The 19,598-nt window shown below is 69.2% G+C and carries 18 protein-coding genes; 8 read left to right on the top strand and 10 right to left on the bottom strand.

The features are described from left to right. Nucleotides 1–100 precede the first annotated feature (100 nt). Nucleotides 101–1,789: a bifunctional 3'-5' exonuclease/DNA polymerase gene (locus Q9R02_RS10470; RefSeq protein ID WP_305996629.1), complete on the top strand. Its 1,689-nt coding sequence runs from the start codon at nucleotides 101–103 to the stop codon at nucleotides 1,787–1,789. A gap of 3 nt (nucleotides 1,790–1,792) precedes the next feature. Here Q9R02_RS10470 and Q9R02_RS10475 read toward each other — a convergent pair whose 3' ends face one another. Genes Q9R02_RS10475 through Q9R02_RS10485 form a run of 3 tightly spaced genes read right to left on the bottom strand, consistent with a single transcriptional unit; the run spans nucleotide 1,793 to nucleotide 5,198 of the window. After that, a complete protein-coding gene (locus Q9R02_RS10475) occupies nucleotides 1,793–2,473 on the bottom strand; it encodes an NUDIX hydrolase (protein WP_305996630.1) in 681 nt (226 codons plus the stop codon). Then, nucleotides 2,470–3,285 (bottom strand): endonuclease III, encoded by an 816-nt coding sequence (gene nth, locus Q9R02_RS10480; RefSeq protein WP_305996631.1) that lies wholly within the window; start codon nucleotides 3,283–3,285, stop codon nucleotides 2,470–2,472. Before nth ends, Q9R02_RS10475 begins: the two co-directional genes overlap by 4 nt. Before the next feature lie 5 nt (nucleotides 3,286–3,290). Then, nucleotides 3,291–5,198: a hypothetical protein gene (locus Q9R02_RS10485; protein ID WP_305996632.1), complete on the bottom strand. Its 1,908-nt coding sequence runs from the start codon at nucleotides 5,196–5,198 to the stop codon at nucleotides 3,291–3,293. 233 nt (nucleotides 5,199–5,431) lie between these two features. Between Q9R02_RS10485 and acs the strand changes: the two genes are divergently transcribed. Continuing rightward, entirely contained in the window at nucleotides 5,432–7,402 is a 1,971-nt protein-coding gene (gene acs / locus Q9R02_RS10490) for an acetate--CoA ligase (protein ID WP_305996633.1), read from the top strand. Nucleotides 7,403–7,552: 150 nt separating this feature from the next. Here the strand turns inward: acs and Q9R02_RS10495 are convergent, their stop codons facing one another. Beyond that, a complete protein-coding gene (locus Q9R02_RS10495) occupies nucleotides 7,553–8,611 on the bottom strand; it encodes a hypothetical protein (protein WP_305996634.1) in 1,059 nt (352 codons plus the stop codon). Nucleotides 8,612–8,626: 15 nt separating this feature from the next. Then, nucleotides 8,627–9,805, bottom strand: coding sequence for an N-methyl-L-tryptophan oxidase (solA, locus tag Q9R02_RS10500; protein ID WP_305996635.1), 1,179 nt, complete (start codon nucleotides 9,803–9,805; stop codon nucleotides 8,627–8,629). Between the two features lie 131 nt (nucleotides 9,806–9,936). Between solA and Q9R02_RS10505 the strand changes: the two genes are divergently transcribed. Together Q9R02_RS10505 and aroQ are read left to right on the top strand one after the other, a co-directional pair. Next, nucleotides 9,937–10,716 (top strand): DeoR/GlpR family DNA-binding transcription regulator, encoded by a 780-nt coding sequence (locus Q9R02_RS10505; RefSeq protein ID WP_305996636.1) that lies wholly within the window; start codon nucleotides 9,937–9,939, stop codon nucleotides 10,714–10,716. A gap of 104 nt (nucleotides 10,717–10,820) precedes the next feature. Next, nucleotides 10,821–11,273, top strand: a complete 453-nt coding sequence (aroQ, locus tag Q9R02_RS10510) for a type II 3-dehydroquinate dehydratase (RefSeq protein ID WP_305996637.1) — start codon at nucleotides 10,821–10,823, stop codon at nucleotides 11,271–11,273. Between the two features lie 29 nt (nucleotides 11,274–11,302). Here aroQ and Q9R02_RS10515 read toward each other — a convergent pair whose 3' ends face one another. Beyond that, a complete protein-coding gene (locus Q9R02_RS10515) occupies nucleotides 11,303–11,860 on the bottom strand; it encodes a dihydrofolate reductase family protein (protein WP_305996638.1) in 558 nt (185 codons plus the stop codon). A gap of 18 nt (nucleotides 11,861–11,878) precedes the next feature. Between Q9R02_RS10515 and Q9R02_RS10520 the strand changes: the two genes are divergently transcribed. Then, entirely contained in the window at nucleotides 11,879–12,424 is a 546-nt protein-coding gene (locus Q9R02_RS10520; protein WP_305996639.1) for an NUDIX hydrolase, read from the top strand. A gap of 44 nt (nucleotides 12,425–12,468) precedes the next feature. Here the strand turns inward: Q9R02_RS10520 and Q9R02_RS10525 are convergent, their stop codons facing one another. Next, a complete protein-coding gene (locus Q9R02_RS10525) occupies nucleotides 12,469–13,653 on the bottom strand; it encodes a MarP family serine protease (protein ID WP_305996640.1) in 1,185 nt (394 codons plus the stop codon). 223 nt (nucleotides 13,654–13,876) lie between these two features. On the opposite strand from Q9R02_RS10525, the gene Q9R02_RS10530 reads away from it, so the two are divergent. Further along, nucleotides 13,877–14,554, top strand: a complete 678-nt coding sequence (locus Q9R02_RS10530) for a Crp/Fnr family transcriptional regulator (protein ID WP_305996641.1) — start codon at nucleotides 13,877–13,879, stop codon at nucleotides 14,552–14,554. 106 nt (nucleotides 14,555–14,660) lie between these two features. On the opposite strand, the gene Q9R02_RS10535 is transcribed toward Q9R02_RS10530, so the two are convergent. From Q9R02_RS10535 to sp36, 3 genes are read right to left on the bottom strand one after another with little or no spacing between them, the layout of a single operon-like run. Next, complete coding sequence (locus tag Q9R02_RS10535) at nucleotides 14,661–15,584, bottom strand: NUDIX hydrolase (RefSeq protein ID WP_305996642.1); 924 nt, start codon at nucleotides 15,582–15,584, stop codon at nucleotides 14,661–14,663. A 43-nt stretch (nucleotides 15,585–15,627) separates the two neighbouring features. Beyond that, on the bottom strand, nucleotides 15,628–16,128 hold the full coding sequence (locus tag Q9R02_RS10540; RefSeq protein WP_305996643.1) for a RidA family protein: 501 nt from the start codon (nucleotides 16,126–16,128) through the stop codon (nucleotides 15,628–15,630). Between the two features lie 2 nt (nucleotides 16,129–16,130). Further along, a complete protein-coding gene (sp36, locus tag Q9R02_RS10545; RefSeq protein WP_169795532.1) occupies nucleotides 16,131–16,286 on the bottom strand; it encodes a Sp36 family protein in 156 nt (51 codons plus the stop codon). Nucleotides 16,287–16,341: 55 nt separating this feature from the next. Between sp36 and Q9R02_RS10550 the strand changes: the two genes are divergently transcribed. Both Q9R02_RS10550 and Q9R02_RS10555 read left to right on the top strand, forming a co-directional pair. Further along, nucleotides 16,342–18,624: a transglycosylase domain-containing protein gene (locus Q9R02_RS10550; protein WP_305996644.1), complete on the top strand. Its 2,283-nt coding sequence runs from the start codon at nucleotides 16,342–16,344 to the stop codon at nucleotides 18,622–18,624. A 2-nt stretch (nucleotides 18,625–18,626) separates the two neighbouring features. Beyond that, nucleotides 18,627–19,583 carry a metallophosphoesterase gene (locus Q9R02_RS10555; protein ID WP_305996645.1) on the top strand — a complete coding sequence of 319 codons (957 nt, stop codon included), beginning with the start codon at nucleotides 18,627–18,629 and terminating at the stop codon, nucleotides 19,581–19,583. Nucleotides 19,584–19,598: the final 15 nt, after the last annotated feature.

The following is a 19,598-nucleotide window of genomic DNA, read 5'->3' on the forward strand; positions in this document are numbered from 1 at the left end:
TGCCGCTGTGACGGCGGCCGGTCCGCCTATGTGCACAAGACCCGCCGCGACTCTCCACAACCGGGTCGTCACTGTCAGTCTGAGCAGCCAGAATGGTGTCATGCACCTCCTGCTGGTCCCCGCCGACGACGACGCCGTACGGCTCGCGCGTCTGGACGCCCATGGCGTCCTCCTCGGCGAGCCCTGGCAGCTGGGGCGGGAAGACCTCCCGGCCGCGGTCGCCGGGCTGGAACGCGACGAGGCGCCGCGCTGGGTGTGGGACACCACCTCGGACCTCTACTCCGCACTGCTGCAGGCGGGAACGCGCCTGGCCCGGTGTCACGACATCTCTCTGGCCCGGACGGTGCTGCGGTTCTCCACACTGGTCCAGGACCCGGATTATGCACGGTTCGCCCTGGACGTGACAGGGTCCGCGGAGTACCCGGTCTCGGACGCCGTGGAGCCGGAGCAGCGGCAGGAGAGCCTTTTCGAAGCCCCACGGAGCCACCGGAGCCTGGAGGAGGTCCGGCAGGAGTTCGCCGCCCAGCTGAAGGCGGTGGAGACCTCCCGTGCTCCGGCACGCCTTCGGCTCCTCCTGGCGGCCGAGTCAGCCGCCGCGCTGGTGGCCGCTGAGATGCGCTTCCTCGGCGTCCCCTGGGACCAGGCGGTGCACCGTGAGCTCCTTGAGGAGGCTCTGGGCCCGGAGCCCGCACCGGGCCGGCGTCCCGCACTCATGGAGGATCTGGTGGTCCGCCTGCGGGAGCTGCTGCGTGCACCCCGCCTGAACCCGGACTCCCCTCAGGAGCTTCTGAAGACCCTGCACCGGAACGGCATCGAGGTGAAGACCACCCGGCAATGGGAGCTGAAGTCCTCGGACCACCCGGCGATCGAGCCCTTGCTGGAGTACAAGAAGCTCTCCCGGCTCCACACCGCCAATGGCTGGACCTGGCTCGATGCCTGGATCCGTGACGGACGCTTCCGGCCCGACTACGTGGTGGGCGGCGTGGTCACGGGCCGGTGGTCGTCCCGGGGAGGCGGTGCCTTGCAGATCCCGCGGTCCGTCCGCCGGGCGGCGCGGGCGCTGCCCGGCTGGAAGCTGCTGGTGGCCGACGCCTCCCAGGTGGAGCCGCGCATTCTCGCGGCCATGTCTGCGGACGAGGGGATGGCGCGGGCCGCGCGCGGGCAGGATCTGTACGCGGAGATCGCCGACGCCGGCTTCGGCGGCAGCCGCAGTTCGGCGAAGATCGCGCTACTGGGCGCCATGTACGGCTCCACCACGGGCGAATCGGCGCGGCTCATGCCGCAGCTGAAGAAGCTCTACCCGCGGGCCATCGCACTGGTGGAGGAGGCGGCCCGGACCGGCGAGCGCGGCGGTGCCGTCAGCACGTGGCTGGGCCGGAGCACCCCGCCGCCCGGTCCGGACTGGGACGCCGCCCAGCGGACCCAGAGCCAGGAGGAGCAGCGCCGGGCGGACGCCTGGGCACGGGCCCGGGGGCGCTTCACCCGGAACTTCGTGGTCCAGGGGACGGCCGCCGAGTGGGCGGAATGCTGGCTGGCCGGAATCCGCTCCCGCCTGGCCGGGCTGCCGCTCCCGGACGGCGCCGAAGCGGCCTCGCCGACGGGTCCGGCTGAGCTGGTGTTCTTCCTGCACGACGAGATCATGATCCACGCCCCGGAGGAGCTGATGCCACGTTGTGTGGAGGCCGTGGAAAGCGCCGCCCGGGAGGCCGGCACGCTCCTCTTCGGCCGGGCACCCGTCGATTTTCCCCTCACCGTGGCGGTGGTGGACTCCTACGACCAGGCCAAGTGAGTCTCAGAGTTCAAAGAAGTGCTTCCGCCCGGCGTCCCACGGCCGCTCCCAGCCCAGGAAGTGGAACGTCTCATCGATGAGTTTGCCGGTGAATCCCCAGATGAACACGTCATCCACCTGGAACGCCGGCGAGTTGAACTCGATCCCGGCGCGCCGGAGGCTGGCCGTGACCCGGTTGGCCGGATCGAGGAGTGCATGCACGGGGATCCGGAACACGCGCTCGGATTCCTGTGGGTCCACCACGTACACGGGGCTCGGTGTCTCCCACCAGGCGAGCACCGGGGTCACCAGGAAGTTGCTGTACGGCAGGGGATGCCGCGGCAGGGTGCCGGTGAGCCGGACGCCGGACGGTTCCAGGCCCGTCTCCTCGACGGCCTCCCGCAGGGCCGCCGCCCGCTCATCCGTGTCTCCCGGGTCGACCTTGCCGCCCGGGAAGGCGACCTCGCCGGCGTGGCTGCCGAGCGTCGTCGCGCGCTGGAGCAGCAGGAGGTCCAGCTGCTCCGGCGCCAGGTCCTCCCAGGCACGTCCCTCCTGCCCGGCAGCGGGCCCGAACAGGATGAGGACCGCTGCGTCCCGCGCCGAGCCGGGCTGGGTGAGGGACAGATTCCAGCGCGCGGCCATCTCGTCCTGGAGCACGGCCGCGGCCCTGGCCGGGTAGGCCAGCAGATCCTCCAGCGCGCTCACGGCGTCTCCCCCGCCAGCAACGCCCTCTGGGAGGCCATCCGGATGGCGGCGGCGTTCTCCGTCTGGGCCAGGTACGCCTCGCGGAGGGCTTCCTGGCCGGGCGCCAGCTCATACTTCAGGAGCTTGGCGGCCTTGGCCGGATCGGTCTCCCCCATGCCGAAGGACGGGCACCACTGGGCCACCACGCAGGCACCGCAGGCCGGCTTGCGTGAATGGCAGACGCGGCGTCCATGGAACACCACGCGGTGGGAGAGCATGGTCCAGTCCTTGCGCTCCACCAGCTCGCCGACCTCGCGTTCCACCACCTCCGGGTCCTCCGAGGACGTCCATTCGAAGCGCCGGGCCAGCCGCCCGAAGTGGGTGTCCACCGTGATGCCCGGGATGCCGAAAGCATTGCCGAGCACCACATTGGCGGTCTTGCGCCCCACCCCGGCCAAGGTCACCAGCTCATCCACGGACGCCGGGACCTCACCGCCGTAGTGCTGGACCAGCCGGGTGGCCAGCGAAACGAGGTTCTTGGCCTTGGCCCGGAAGAAGCCCGTGGGCTGGATGATGTCCTCCAGCTCCGGCAGATCGGCACGCGCCATCTCGGCCGGTCCCGGATAACGGGCGAACAGCGCCGGAGTGATCTGGTTGACCCTCACGTCGGTCGTCTGGGCCGACAGGACTGTGGCGACCAGCAGCTCGAACGGATTCCGGAAGTCCAGCTCGGGGTGGGCATAGGGGTAGAACTCGCCCAGCACCTTGTTGATCTTCCGGGCACGGCGCTTTCTGGCGAGCAGGCTCTCCGTCCCCGCGGGGTTCTCCGTCATGGTGCTCAGGAGCCCCGTTCCACGTTCCGGACGTCGCGGAGCAGGCCGATCCGTCCGTCCTCGTTCTGGACGACGAACCCGTGCGGGCCCTCCTGGAGCGCCAGGATCCACTTGCCGGGCAGCAGATCGAACACCGGGGCGCCGTTGCGTTCGTCGACGGCGGTGCGCCGCTCCGGCACGGCGAACCAGAAGGCCTGCTGCACCACAGGGGCCTCAGCCTCCTGTGCGGGGGCCGCTGGCGCGCTCTCCTCCGGAGCTTCCGACGAAGGGGCGTCCGACGACGGGGCGTCCGACGACGACGCAGCGCCGGCAGTGGGGGTGCCGGCGGCGTCGGTCTGGGCGGCGTCGGTCTGGGCGGCGTCGGTCTGGGCGGCGTCGGTCTGGGCGGCGTCGCCGGCGGAACCGAGGCTCGCGAGCAGGCTGCTGCGCAGCACGGTGGCGTCGGGGTCGTCCTCGTAGTCCGGCTCTTCGGTCTCCTCCTCGTGGAGCACGGGGACGCCGAGGACGGGCTCCTCAAGTTCGGGGGCCTGGGCGATGTGTGCCTCGGCCTCCTGCAGCAGGTCCTCCTCGTTCGCCTCCTCCGGCGCGGTGGTGACCTCATCGGCGACGGCCTGGGCGTCCTCGCCCAGGGTCGGCTCCTCGGGAGCGGGTTCCGGTGCGGAGGCTCCCTCGGATGTCGCGGCGACGACGGGATCCTCCTCGGGCTGCTCCTCCGTTTCGCCGGAGGTGACGGGTTCCTGCGCGTCTGCGGCTTCCTCGGCGGCCGGGACTGCCGGCTCAGTGGCAGTCTCCACGTGGGCAGTCTCCGCGGGGCCCGGGTCCGGGGTCTCCCCGGAATCAGCGTCCTGGGCCGGCACAGCCGGCTCCTCGGAGGTGCCCTGAGCTTGCTCAGGCTGCCAGGCGAACGGCGTGTGACCGCTGCCAGGCTGCGGCGCCTCTTGCCCGGAAGTCTGCTGCCCGGGCGTCTGCGGCTCCGGTGCGAAGACGGGCGCCGTCCAACCGGGAGCCTGCCCCTGAGGATTCTGGGGCTGGTGGCCCTGAGGAGCGAAGCCCGACGGCCCGTTCTGGGGCGCCCCGTAGCCGGGAGCCGGAGAATACTGCTGAGGATGGGACGGTGCTGCCACCTTAGCGGCGGGCACGGCGTCACGGGCCACGGGATGGGCCGTCGCCTCCGGGCGTCCGGTGAAATCGGCGGCGAACACGGGGATGAAGCGCGCGAAGAGCGTGGTCAGCACCACCAGCACCGAGCCCACCAGGAGCAGCAGCACGAAGGTGACATCGCTCTGGAATCCGAAGCGGATGCCCAGCAGGCCGAGCTGGTTCACCAGGCTGAGCAGGGAGAGCGCGCCCAGGATGGAGGCGAGCTGGTCCAGGGAGAACGAACCGGCACGGAGCCTGACACCCGGGCTGACGCGGCGGATGACGAATCCGATGCCGACGGCCAGCGGGAACAGGAAATCGAACACCAGGAACTGGGCGCTGGCGAAGTTCAGGGCGTAGCCGCCCCCGGCGACGCCTCCCGCGAGGAGGAGGAACAGCACGCCGAGCAGCAGCAGGACGTCGCGCACCGTGAACGGGCCGACGACGGCGCGCCCACCGTCAGGCCGGGGCGTCGCCGGCCGCGGGGCGGGAGACTGCTGGCCGCCGGGAGCCGGGAAGTGTCCCTGCCCGGGGGGCTGGTAACCCTGCGGGGGTCCGTACGGGCCGGGCTGTCCCGGGCCATACGACGGGCCGGGCTGCTGCGACTGCGGGTTCCAGGACTGCTGCGCCGGGTTGTAGTGTGCCGGGTTGTACTGGCCTGGCTGGTACTCGGCCTGCTGATACCGGCCCGGCTGGCCCTGGTCAGGGCTGTACGGTCCCGGCGCCCCGGACTGGCGCTGCGGGTCGGGCTGTTCGGACTGCGGCGTGGACATCGGTGCGGTCTCCCGTCGACGGAGGTGATGCTTCGGGCTTGATATCAAGCGTAGTCACCGGGCCTGACGTTATCTCCACGGACTCGCCAAACCATGTCCTGGCACCTCACGCGCCGTCCGGCGGAGGAACGCGTCCGCTCGCGTCCGGACTGTGACCGGGGACACTGATTTGTCCCAGGAGGGGACTATGGTGGTCGATGGAACTACACCCATTTGAAGCAGAAGGGTCCAGGATGTCTGAAGAGACCGCTCCCGCCGCAGGTGATGCCTTGGAGAACCTCCTCCAGGAGAACCGCCGTTTCGCCCCCTCCCCCGAGTTCGCCGCCCAGTCCGTGGCGCAGGCCGGGCTCTACGCCGAGGCCGCTCAGGACCGCCCCGCGTTCTGGGCCCGCCAGGCCCGTGAGCTGCTGAGCTGGGACAAGGACTTCGAGACCGCGCTCGACTGGAGTGAAGCCCCCGTGGCCAAGTGGTTCGTCGGCGGCCAGGTCAACGCCGCCTACAACGCGCTGGACCGGCACGTGGAAAACGGCCTGGGCGATCGCGTGGCCATCCACTTCGAGGGCGAGCCGGGCGACTCCCGCAGCTACACCTACGCACAGCTCACCCAGGAGGTGAAGAAGGCCGCCAACGCCTTCGAGTCCCTCGGTGTCCGCAAGGGCGACCGCGTGGCCGTCTACCTCCCGATGATCCCGGAAGCGGTCATCACCCTGCTGGCCTGTGCCCGCATCGGCGCCATCCACTCGGTGGTGTTCGGCGGCTTCTCCGCCGACGCCCTGCGCTCCCGCATCGACGACGCCGAGGCGAAGCTCGTCGTCACAGCGGACGGCACCTACCGCCGCGGCAAGCCGAGCCCGCTGAAGCCGGCGGTGGATGAAGCGCTCAGTGCCGAGGGACACACGGTGCAGAACGTCGTCGTCGTCAAGCGCAACGGCGAGGCCGTCTCGTGGACCGAGGGCCGCGACCAGTGGTGGGACGACACCGTGGGCGCCGCGTCGGCGGAGCACACTCCGGTGCCGCACGATTCCGAGCACCCGCTGTTCATCCTGTACACCTCCGGCACCACCGGAAAGCCGAAGGGCATCCTGCACACCACGGGTGGCTACCTCACGCAGGCTGCGTTCACGCACCGGAACATCTTCGATCTGCACCCGGAGACTGACGTCTACTGGTGCACCGCCGACGTCGGCTGGGTCACCGGCCACTCTTACGTCACCTACGCACCGCTCATCAACGGCGCCACCCAGGTCATGTACGAGGGCACGCCGGATTCCCCGCACCAGGGCCGCTGGTGGGAGATCGTCCAGAAGTACAAGGTCTCCATCCTGTACACCGCCCCCACCGCCATCCGCACCTTCATGAAGTGGGGCCGCGAGATCCCGGAGAAGTACGACCTCTCCTCCATCCGCCTCCTCGGCTCCGTGGGCGAGCCCATCAATCCCGAGGCCTGGATGTGGTACCGCGAGGTCATCGGCGGGAACAAGGCCCCGATCGTGGACACCTGGTGGCAGACCGAGACCGGCGCCATCATGATCTCCCCGCTGCCCGGCCTCACGGCCACCAAGCCCGGATCCGCCCAGGTCCCGGTGCCCGGCATCGCCGTGGACGTGGTGGATGAGATGGGCGAGTCCGTCCCGGACGGGCACGGCGGCTTCCTGGTGATCCGTGAGCCGTGGCCGGCCATGCTCCGCGGTATCTGGGGCGATCCGGAACGCTACAAGGACACCTACTGGTCCCGCTTCGACACCATGTACTTCGCGGGCGACGGCGCCAAGAAGGACGATGACGGCGACGTCTGGCTCCTGGGCCGCGTGGACGACGTCATGAACGTCTCCGGCCACCGCCTCTCCACCACGGAGATCGAGTCCGCCCTGGTCAGCCACCCCTCCGTGGCCGAGGCGGCAGTGGTCGGCGCGAACGACGAGACCACCGGCCAGGCCGTGGTGGCGTTCGTGATCCTGCGTGAGGGCGTGGAGAACAACGGCGACGCCACCGTCCAGGAGCTCCGCAACCACGTGGGCAAGGAGATCGGACCGATCGCCAAGCCGAAGAACGTGCTGGTGGTCCCGGAGCTGCCCAAGACCCGCTCCGGCAAGATCATGCGCCGTCTCCTCAAGGACGTGGCCGAAGGCCGCGACCCGGGCGACGCCACCACCCTGGCGGATCCCACGGTCATGCAGCAGATCGCGGCGGACCTGCGGAAGTAGTTCCGTACGCGACATCGCCCCGGCAGATGCGGCCGGTCACCTTCCACGTGAAGGTGACCGGCCGTCGTCGTTCATCCATCCATTGCTGCGTAACCGTCCATTAGAGCGCTCAAACGGACGTTTACGCAGCAGTCGATGGTCAGCGAGTTGTCACCAGGCGGCGGCCACGGCCCGGTGCGTCTCGAAGAGCGGCACCGTGGTGCCCTCCGGGGCACGGCCGAAACCGCATTCGGTGGCCACGCCGAAGCGGTCCAGGAACCTCAGAGCCGTGGAAATCCGTCGTTGCGCCCCCTCCACACCGTCCTCGCGGTGCACCAGACCCAGGTAGAACTCGGTCTGATCCGGCAGACGCAGCCCGGCCAGCGGAGCGTAGTAGGCGTCGTCGTCCCGCTCGATCGGGACCGGGATGTGGATCCAGTCCAGCGCCCGTGAGGTGGGCAGCGCCAGCGTCGCGGCGGAGAGCTCATTGGCGAAGCGCACCAGGTTCGCGGTGTCCGTGGGCTCCACGAAGTGCTTCTCCCCGGCATCGCCGTAGCAGAGGTGGATGCCCACCTCCACGTCCTCCGGGACGCTCTCCACCAGCCCGGCGACACGGCCCACCTGGTACGCCCAGACGTCCTCGAACCAGGCCCGGGACTGCTGCCGGTACCCGGCGGCCTCGATGATGGCGAACTCCAGGGCGGCGTCCCACTGGATGGCCAGCGACTCGTGCGGGATGCCGTCCAGGATCCGCTCCAGTTCACCCAGCAGGGCCGCCTGGTAGACGGGCTCGAACGCATCACGGTCCTCCGCGGCCACGAAACTGCCCACCACGCCCACCGGCGTCGGCAGGGACACCTGGAAGCGCACGCCGTCGGCCACCACGCCCTCGCGCTGCAGCCGGGAGAAGACCTCCCAGGACTCCAGGGCGGCGTCGGCATATCCGAGCGGCGGCAGGACGAGGTCCTCGGCGCGCACGCCGGGCGCCAGCTTCACCGGGCGGACGTCCAGTTCGCGGAGGCGGATCGGCTCATCGCCCACCCGCTCCAGGCCCTCCGCCGCGGCCAGGCGGTCCGGCTGGAAGGCGATCCAGTGGAATCGCTCGCCCACCTCGCCGTCCGGGATCCTCTTCAGGTGAGTGCCGAGGTGCTGCGCCACCAGGCGGATGGTGGATTCGGCGTCGTCGACGTTGATGCTGCCCACCAGGTGGGCGCCTTGCGGCTGGGTCATGGGACTCCTGGTCTGTCAGTGGTGGAGGTGGAAGAGGGGGATGAAGTCCGGGTCCGTGATGGCCGGACGGCGGAGGGAGAAAGCGTCGATGGGGTGAGCCGTGGTGCCATCCGTGACGAGTTCGCCGAGAATCCGCCCCACCAAGGACGCGAACTTGCCCGCGTGCCCGGCGCCGTTGAAGACGGCCACGTGCGGCGCCCCCGGGACGGTGTCCAGCACGAAGTCGCGGTCCGGCGGCATGTCGTAGACGCACGTCTTGTTCGCCCAGACGGGGCCGACGGCGCCCGGCAGCCACCTCCGCAGGAAGCCCTCCAGCAGGGCCGCCTCCGCGGCGTCGCCCTCGAAGACTCTTTCCTCGCTGGTGATGAAGCGGCCGCGCATGTCACGTGCGATCTTCACGGCGGGCTCGCCGTAGACCGGGAAGCCGTAGTGGTCCTGCTCGCCGTGGAAGATCCAGATGGGGAAGCGGTCCGGGGTGAAGTCGCGCAGCTGCGGGGTGGAGAAGTAGCTGACCTGTTCCTGGGACAGAGTCAGGCGGTAGTTCAGGCCGAGGTCCGGCATGAGGGTGCCGAGCCAGGAACCGGCCGCGGCCACGAGGTGGCCGCCGTGGAAGTCGCCGGCGGTGGTGCGCACGGTGACGCTTCCGGGCTGGACGACGACGCCGGTCACGGGGGTGTGCGGCAGGAAGGTCACCCCTCGCGCCTGGGCGAGGGAGGTGTGGGCGGCTACGGAGGCGCGGATGTCGATGAGGCCGCCGTCCTCCTGGTACATGCCGGTCACGTCGTCCCCGATGGACCACTGCGGCCAGGCCCGGCGGATGTCCTTCGCCGAGAGGTCCTGGTACGGGATGCCCTGTGCCGCGAGCGCCGACCGGTAACCGTCCAGCGACGCGAGGGCCGCGGGCTCGGCGGTGGCCAGGTCCAGGCCGCCGGTCTTGAGGTACAGCCGGAGCCCGGCGTCCTTCTCCACTTCGGCCCAGCTTTGGAACATGGCCGGGGTGAGTGCCGTGTAGGCGGTGCTGTGATAGGCGTGCCGGATGATGCGGGAGACGTCACCGGAGGAATTCCGGGCGTTGACCAGTTCGTACTGTTCCAGCACCAGGACGCGGGTTCCGGGGGTCCTGGCGAGCCAATAGGCGGTGGCCGCCCCGATCGCGCCGGCGCCGATGACGATGTGGGTGTACCCGCTGCTCATGCGTCCTCCGTTCCGTGGCTCCCGCTCGAGCGTGGCACAGCCCGGGCGGTACCCGGTAGTTCGTTACGGCAACGAACCCCCGGCCCTACACTGGGAACCACCACGAACGGAACCCCGCGAAGGCAGGTCACATGCTGCAAGCCGCCCGGCACCAGGCCATCCTGGAGATGGTCCAGAAGGAGCGCATCGTCAAGGTGTCCGACCTGGCCGATGCCCTGAAGGTGTCCGCCATGACGGTCCGGCGTGACATCGAGTCCCTGAGCGATTCCGGTCTTCTGGAGCGCATCCACGGCGGGGCCAAGGTCCTGGGGGAGACGGGCACGCACGAGCCGGGTTTCGAGCTGAAGTCCACGCAGAACACGGCGGAGAAACAAGCCATCGCCCGGGCCGCCGCGGCGCGGGTCAGCGAGGGCATGGCCGTCGGGCTGAGCGCCGGCACCACCACGTGGGCTCTGGCGCAAGAACTCGTCAAAGGCCCGGCGATCACCGTGGTCACCAATTCCATCCGCACCGCGGAGATCTTCTACCGTTCCACCAGCGTGCATCCGCGGACGGACGTCATCCTGATCGGCGGACAGCGCACCGCCTCGGACGCCCTGGTGGGTCCGCTTTCCACCCAGGCCCTGAAGACCATCAACCTGGACGTGACGTTCCTGGGCGTGCATGGCATGGACGCCCAGGCCGGGTTCAGCACCCCGAATGTCCAGGAGGCGGAGACGGACCGCGCTTTCCTGGCCTCCAGCCGCACACTCGTGGTGGTCGCCGACCATTCGAAGTGGGGTGTGCAGGGCATCAGCAGCATCGCAGCGCTCGACGCCGCGGATGAGCTGATCACGGACCCGGGACTCGGGCAGAACGGCCGCACCGTCCTGGCTGAGCACGTCCGGCGGCTCACCATCGCGCCCCTCTGACCCTCGGGGGTCCGCCGCGAAGTCGCAGATCACGCCCCTAAATCCGACGGATAGGGGCGTCATCTGTTACTTCGCGGGCAGGGGCCGGGGAGTACTGTGAAACCATGACCGACACCACCGCACGCACGACCATCCTGGTGCTCAACGGGCCCAATCTGAACCTCCTGGGCGTGCGCGAGCCGGAGAAATACGGCCGGGCCACGCTGGCGGACATCGAGTACCTCTGCGAGACCGCGGCCCAACGCCACGGCCTGAGCGTCCGCACCGTCCAGTCCAACCATGAGGGCGCCCTGGTGGACGCGATCCACGAAGCCCGCCACGACGCACTCGGCATCGTGATCAACGCCGGCGCCTACACGCACACCTCCGTGGCGCTCCGTGACGCCATCGCCGCGGTGGCCCTGCCCGCCGTCGAGGTCCACATCACCAACGTGCACCGGCGCGAGGAGTTCCGCCACCACTCCTACCTTTCCGGAGTGTGCGAGGCCGTCATCGCCGGGGCCGGCGTTCTGGGCTACCGCTTCGCGATCGACTACCTGGCTGAACGGGACGCCTGAGCCGGCCTTCCGGGGCCGCCCCGGAAATCTCAGCGCACCGCGTACCTCAGGTACATCAGCCCGCTGTCGAAACGCCGCTCCTCCAGGAGCCCGAGATTCAGCGTGAGCCCGTCCGGGAGGAACCGCTTCCCGCCGCCCACCGCGACGGGCGCCACGAACAGCTGCACCTCATCGACCAGGCCGGCGCGCAGAGCGCTCTCGGCCAGGCCGGGACCGTCCACGGTCAGGTCCTTCTCCCGGGAGTCCTTGAGCGCCTTGACGGCGGCGGGGTCGAACTCCCGCACCAGGTGTGTCCGTTCACTGGACACCTCCTCCAGCGTCCGGGAGAACACCACTTTGTCCGCGGCCTGCCAGGTCCGGGCGTAGTCCACCACGAACTGCGGCGCGTCCGGCATCTGGTGGGCCGTCTCCCAGAACACCATGGTCTGGTACATGCTCCGCCCGTAAAGGTAGGTCCCCACCGAGCCCATGAGGCCGTTGATGAAATCGTGGGACTCCTGGTCCGGAGTGCCCCAGTTGAAGTTCCCGTCGCTGTCACTCACATAGCCGTCGACGGACGTGATCATGGAATAGATGAGCTTCGCCATGCGGCTATTATTCCCCTCGTGACGCTCCTCGACTCAGCCATCCACGCCATCACGTCCTGGGATCCGCGCAATGGCGCGGAGGAAAAGGCCAAGGCGGATTTCGTGTCGGCCCTGGACCACGGCGAGGCCGTCCTGTCCCGCCACCCGCTCCCCACGCACCTGACCGCCAGCGCCTTCGTGCTGGACCGCGGGCGGGAGTTCGTCCTGCTGGTCTTCCACCGCAAGGGGCGGTTCTGGGTTCAGCCGGGCGGGCATCTGGAGGACGACGACGCGTCGGTGGAGAGCGCCGCGCTCCGCGAGGCGCGGGAGGAGACCGGCCTGGCCGGAGACCTCCTGCACGGTGCGCGCGTCGTGGACCTGGACCACCACGCCCTGGCGGGCGCCTTCGGCCACTGCCGCTCCCACCTGGACATCGGCGTCGTCGTCTTCACGGACGGAACGCCCGCGCCCACCGTCAGCGACGAGTCCGAGGCCGTGCGCTGGTTCCCGGTCAATGCCCTGCCCGACGGCGTGGTGAACGGCTTCCGCGAGCGGCTGGACGGCGTGCTGGCCCGCCTGGGCTGAGGCCCGGGAGGCACTGACGCGTGCGCTCTACTTCCGGGGGCGCTCTACTTTCGAGTGCACTGGCCGGACGAGACCGGCGTGTCCAGGCTCGCGGCGCGGTTGGCCACCGGCTGCAGGCTGTCCATGGTGAGGGCGAAACCGATGCCCTGGGACGCGCTGGCCTTGGCGAACACGACGCCGGCCACCTTGCCGTCCGTGCTGAGCAACGGGCCGCCCGAGTTGCCCGGCTCCACGTCGCCGGCGATCTGGTAGACGTCACCCATGACCTGAGTGCTGCCGTAGATGTCCGGGATGTCCACCTGCGAGATGCCCTGCACGCGAGCCGGCTTGGCCTGGTACGGGCCGCCATGCGGGTACCCCTCGAAGGCGGCCTCGCTGCCCGTGGGCAGATTGCCCCGCAGCGGCAACGGCTTGGAGTTCAGGCCGTTCACGGCCAGGACCGCCAGGTCCCGCTGCGGGTCGAAGTACACGACGCGCGCGGCGAGCGCGGCGCCGCTGGGCGTCTCCACCACGGGTTCCGTCACGCCGGCCACCACGTGCGCGTTGGTCACCACGCGCTCCGAGGAGACCACGAAGCCGGTGCCGGTCTGGTTCTGACCGCACTGGTACGCGGTGCCGGTGATCTTCAGGACGGACTGGGCCGCGGCCTGCAGCTGAGGAGTGTCCGCGGAGCCGACGGGGCCGGGACCGGTCAGCAGGGGCGCGGCGCCGTCGATGATCTTGGGGATGCCTTCCCCCATGAGGCCGGACCGCAGCTGCGCCATGGCGCCCTGCACCGGGGCCGGGGTGGCGCCGTCGATGAAGCGGATCACGCGGGAATCGGCCACCTGCTGGGAGATGACCGGCACACCCATCGAGTTCAGGCCGAAGGCCAGCAGCGACATGACCAGGGCCGTCATCACCAAACTCACGGCCGCGCCGGCCAGGCGGTCCACCCCACGCAGGGCGCGCACGGGCCGGGCGGAGCGCAGCCGGTGCCCCAGGGAGGCACCCAGGCTGTTGCCGAGCACCACGAGTACGACGGCGGCGGTCACCACCGCGGTCAGGCGCCAGCGGGGGTCGGGGACCAGGGAGCTGACCAGCGGCATGGCGAGGAAGGCGGCCACGGCGCCGAGGGCGAAGCCGATGATGCCGCCCATCGTGACGAGGAACCCGTTCCGGAAGCCGTAGAAGGCATAGGAGACCAGTGTCGCGAGCAGAACCAGGTCCAGGACGGTCAGGCCGAACACGTGTTGAATCCTCCACTTCCACCGGCCGCGGTGCCGCCGGAGACAGGATCCGCCGGGCACTCTGCCTCGGCTTCCTGCCAGCGCCATCGTACTGAGACCGCCTGACCGTTTCCCGTGAAAACCGGTGATCCGGCCTCTGAACAGGCCTCCGACCGCACGGGCCCGCGCATCACGCGGCATTTTCTGAAACAATGTGCTCAGGGCCAATTCATAAGGAGATCACATGGACATCGAGGTACTGCGCCGGGCGCCCCTTTTTTCCACGCTGGATGACGACGCGTTCCGTCTGCTGACGGACGAGCTGAGCGAGGTGGACCTCTCCCGCGGAGCCTCCGTCTTCCGCGAGGGCGACCAGGGCGACCAGCTCTACTTCATCGTCTCCGGCAAGGTGAAGCTCGGGCGCACCTCCGCGGACGGCCGCGAGTCCCTGCTGGCCATCCTCGGCCCGGGTGAGCTGTTCGGCGAGATGGCCCTCTTCGACCCCGCACCCCGCAATGCCACCGCCACGGCCGTCTCGGAGACGCGCCTGGCCGGCCTGAAGAACGAGTCCCTGGTGGGCCTGCTCCGTTCCCGCCCGGAGGCCTCCGCCCAGCTGCTCCAGGCGCTGGCCCGCCGTCTGCGCCGTACCAACGACTCCCTCTCCGACCTGGTCTTCTCCGACGTCCCCGGCCGCGTGGCCAAGGCTCTGCTGGATCTGGCGGACCGCTTCGGCCGCCCGGCCACGGACGGCGTCCTGGTGGCTCATGAGCTCACTCAGGAGGAGCTGGCCCAGCTGGTGGGCGCCTCCCGCGAGACCGTCAACAAGGCCCTGGCCGAGTTCGTCCAGCGCGGCTGGCTGCGCCTGGAGGCGCGCGCCGTCGTGATCCTGGACATGCAGCGCCTGCGCCAGCGTTCCCGGTAGGACGCGTTCCCGGTAGAACAGCGCTCCCGCTGACACGCTCCGGAACGCGGAACGGCCCGTCACCTGCGAAGGTGACGGGCCGTTCGGCGTTAAGCCTGCTGGAAGCTCAGGACGCCGGCGGAATGACCGGGAGTGCCGTGGTGGCCGGCGGCGCGGCCGGTTCGACCTCGAGACGGAGCCTGCCGTCCACCTCCACCAGCCGGGGCTGGTAGGCGTGGGTGGTCCGCTTGTGGCTGAGATAGGCCACGCATCCCTTGGCCTTGCCCAGCTTCTCCAGGATGATCTCCGAGCCGGGGACCAGAAGCTGCCCCAGGACCCGCCCGCGGGTGTTGTCCCGGTCGATCTCGTCCCCCAGGGCCGAGTCCTCCCGGTCCGCCAGGAGTGCCGGGATGCAGACCCAACGGCCCCACATGCCCTTGCTCCCCAAGAGCCGGGGCTCCTGGCCGATCGGCAGCGTGGCCGCGAAGTAGCGGGTGTCGAAACGGCGGTGGGCGAAGTCCGGGCTCACCCAGTGGACCAGCGGCTTGAGAAGGTCCGTGCGCAGTGACAGGCCCCGGCGCTGCAGGACCTCGGCCAGGGTCTTCTCCCGCGCCGCCACGGCCTCCCGGGCGGCCATCCACTCGTGCTGATTGGTCACGCTCACCGTGGAGCCGGCGTCCGGACCGGCCAGGAGCACCCCGGTCTCCTCGAAGAGTTCCCGGATGGCCGCCACCACATGCCGGCGGGCCAGCGCCACGTCCGGCGTGCCGAGGGCCGCGGCCCACTGCGCCGGTGACGGGCCCAGCCACGGCATCGCGTCGTCGTCGTGCACGTCCACCGAGCCGCCCGGGAAGGAGGCCGCGCCCAGCGGCGAGCTCTCCCCCCGGTAGCCGAGCCAGGCGGACATGCCGTCCCGCGTGTCCTTGATGAGGACCACGCTGGACGCGAAGCGGGGAGCAGCGGGTGTGCGTTCCCCATGTTCGAGCCAGCTGCGTGCGGCGTTCTCGAACTGGACGGGCAACTCGAAGAGCCGCGTGGGTGCTTGTGGCACGGGGATGTGACCTTTGACAGCTAGGGGCCGGGTGGCCGAAGGATCAGGCGAACTCGGCGATGAGTTCAACCTCGACGGGCGCGTCCAGCGGCAGGGCGGCGACGCCGACGGCGGAGCGGGCGTGAGCGCCCTTCTCACCGAAGATCTCACCGAGGAGCTCGGACGCACCGTTGATGACCACGGGCTGGCCCGTGAAGTCGGGGGTGGAAGAGACGAAGCCGACCACCTTGACGATGCGGGTGACGCGGTCCAGATCGCCGATGACGCTCTTGACGGCGGCCAGGGCATTGATGATGCTCGTGGCGGCGAGCTCCTTGGCGCGCTCGGGGCTGACGGTCCCGTCGGCCCCGGACGCGGAGACCTTGCCCGTGGCTGAGAGTTTGCCGTCAATGAAGGGCAGCTGGCCCGAGGTGTAGACGTGGTTCCCGCTGACCATGGCGGGAACGTAGGCGGCCACGGGGGCCGCAACCTCGGGAAGGCTCAGGCCGAGTTCGGCCAGGCGCGCCTCAATGGCGCTGGTTCCGGTGTTGACCTGGGTAGACATGTTCAGGCTTTCTCCCTCTTCAGGTACGCGACCAGACCGTTGCCGTCCGGTCCGGGGACCACCTGGACGAGTTCCCAGCCGTCGTCACCCCAGGTGTCGAGGATCTGCTTGGTGGCGTGGATGATCAGCGGTACGGTCGCGTACTCCCATTTGCTCATACCGCAAGGGTAGTGGCTGAGATGGCTTCCGACGGCTCCCGGTAGACTGGAAAGCATGGCTCAAGCGAAGAACCCGCTGTTCGACACGGCCACGGTCTTGGGGAAGATCGTGGCGTTTCTTGGCGTCAGTGCCCTCTGTGGGGTGCTGGTGGCAGGGCTTCTGGTCCCCGCGGCGGCAGTCACCGGCAGTGCTGCCAGCGGCTCCGTGCAGTTCTTCGACGACCTGCCAGGCGAGCTGACGGTGAACCCTCCGGGGCAGGCCACCAAGGTGGTCGCGGCGGACGGTTCCACCATCGCCACCATCTATTCGGAGAACCGGACCCGCGTGTCACTGAACGACATGTCGCCCTTCATCAAGGACGGCATCGTGGCCATCGAGGACAACCGCTTCTACGAGCACGGCGGTGTGGACCCCACGGGCATCGCCCGTGCTCTGGTGGCCACGGCCAAGGGCTCCCGTCAGGGCGCCTCCACCATCACGCAGCAGTACGTGAACAACGTCATCAATGAATCGCTCGTGGCGGAGAACCGCTCCAACGAGGTCGTGAACAACGGCGCGGACAAGACCGTCGGCATGAAGCTGCGCGAGATGAAGCTCTCCATCGCGCTGGAAAAGAAGATGAGCAAGGACCAGATCCTTGAGGGCTACCTGAACATCGTCTTCTTCAACAGCCAGGCCTACGGCATCGAGGCGGCGTCCCGCTACTTCTTCTCCACCTCGGCCAAGGACCTCACGCTGCCCCAGGCGGCCACCCTGGCCGGCGTGGTGAACAGCCCGGCCGGGTACAACCCCATCACGCAGCCGGAGAACTCCACGATGCGCCGGAACCTGGTTCTGGACGCCATGCTGAAGATGGGCAAGATCACCCAGAAGCAGCATGACGACGCCGTGAAGACCCCCATGGTCACCAAGGTCACCAAGCCCCGCCAGGGCTGCCAGTACTCGGAGACGGCACCGTACTTCTGCGACTACGTGGAACACCTGATCCTCAACGATCCCGCCTACGGCGCCACCGAGCCGGACCGCGAGGCCCTCCTGGCCCGCGGCGGCCTGACCATCAAGACCACCCTGGACCCGCGCCTGCAGGCCCCGGCCCAGAAGCAGGTGGACAGGACCGCCGGTTCCAATGAGGACCGCTGGGGCGCAGCGCTCATCACCGTCCAGCCGGGCACGGGCAAGATCCTCTCCATGGCCCAGAACTCCCGCAAGGTGAGCGGCCAGGGCTCCCCGATCGTGACCGACTACAACTACAACGTGGACCGCATCGACACCAACGGCAATGCCCTGGGCGGCATGGACGGCTTCCAGCCGGGATCCACCATGAAGCCCGTGACGCTGTCCGCCTGGCTCAACGAGGGCAAGCGCACGGATGATGTAGTGGATGCGACCCGCACCGTGTACCCGGCAGGGTATCCGTGGAAGACCACGTGTCAGCCCGTGGACGGTGTCTACGACCCGTCTTACCCTGGTTCCATCGCGCTTCAGAACTCCGAAGGCAATCTGTACGAACGGATGACGGTCCGCCGCGGCATCACCCTCTCCGTGAACACGGCCACCTTCGCCACGGCCGCCGCGCTGGACGACTTCTGCGATATCCAGCGCATGGCAGACGCACTGCAGCTCCACACCACGCAGGACACCACACAGAAGACTCCCCAGAAGCTGGACATGCATATCCTGGGCAATCTGCTCGGCAGCACCCAGGTGGCGCCGATGACCATGGCCAGCGCTTTCGCCACCTTCGCCAACAACGGCACCTACTGCTCGCCGATCGCCATCGACTCCGTGGTGGACGCCCAGGGAAAGACGTACCCGGGACAGACCTCCACGTGCAAGGAGACGCTGAAGCCGGACGTGGCCAAGGCCGTCACCAGCGTTCTCCAGGACGTCATCACCCAGGGCTCCGGCAAGCTGATCCCGGACAAGGTCCCCGCTCCCCTGGCCGGTAAGACCGGAACCAACAACACCAATGGTCAGACCTGGGTGGTCGCCTACACCAAGGGCCTGGTCACGGCCTCCTACTTCGGCGCGGTCTTCGACAAGGCCACTGAATTCTCCGGACAGGGCAAGTGGGTGAACGGCCAGTACTACCCGCGCATCGACGGCGCATACATCGCCGGCCCGCAGATGGCTCAGTACATGCAGCAAGTGGTGGGCTTCTACGACACCGGGGCGTTCGATCCGGCACCGTCGAACCTGCTGGGCAGCTCTTACACCCCTCCGCCGGTGCAGAACCCCAAGAAGGATGACAAGAACTCCGGTTCGCAGCCATCCACCGGTCCCACCGACGGGAACACCGGTGGCGGTGGCAACCAAGGCAAGGGAAAGAAGCCCTGAGCATGAGTGACTTCGCAGCCATGGCAAGCCGCGTCCGGGACACCGGGCGCGGCTTTGCCGCAGGTGCCGCCAAGACGGCGCTCCTCCTCGGTGCCGCCGGTGCCGCGGGGCTGGCCTACGGGAGCTGGGAGAAAGACCAGTTCGGCGTCCGCCGGGAGAAGCTGGCCATCCTGCCCGAAAGCTCCGCACCGTTCCGCATCCTGCACCTCAGTGACATCCACTTCGTGCCGGGTCAGACGAAGAAGGCCGAGTGGCTCCGCTCCCTGGACGCGCACGAACCGGATCTGGTGGTCAATACGGGGGACAACCTCAGCCACAAGGATGCGATCGATCCGCTGCTGGACGCACTCCGCCCCCTGCTGGAGCGTCCCGGGGTATTCGTGGCCGGCTCCAACGACTACTACGGCCCGCGGATGAAGAGCCCGCTGAGCTACTTCTCCGGCCCGTCCCGCCAGAAGCCGAAGCCGGTGGAACTGGACTGGCCCAAGCTCCGCTCCGGCTTCGGCATGGCCGGCTGGGTGGATCTGAACAACCGCAACCAGTCACTGGTCTTCAACCGCATGCGGTTCGACTTCACGGGCATGGATGACCCTCACTTGAAGCGTGAGCGTTTCGCCGGCTGGCCGCAGGGCAGCGCCAGCACCACGGCACCGTCGGTGCGCATCGGCGTCGTGCATGCGCCGTATCAGCGGGCGCTGGACGCCCTGACCGAGGCGGGCTCCCAGCTCATCCTGGCGGGCCACACGCATGGCGGTCAGGTCTGCATCCCGGGCTTCGGCGCGCTGGTGTCCAATTGCGATCTGCCCACCTGGCGGGCGCGCGGGCTGCATGACTGGGAGAGCAACGGGAGCACGACGCCGGTCAACGTCTCCGCGGGCATCGGCACCTCACGCTTCGCGCCCTACCGTGTCGCCTGCCGTCCGGAAGCCGTGATCCTGGACCTGGTGGCGAAGGCCTGAGCCGTTCCGGCGCCC

The organism is Arthrobacter horti (assembly GCF_030731045.1).
GTDB lineage: Bacteria > Actinomycetota > Actinomycetes > Actinomycetales > Micrococcaceae > Arthrobacter_E > Arthrobacter_E nanjingensis.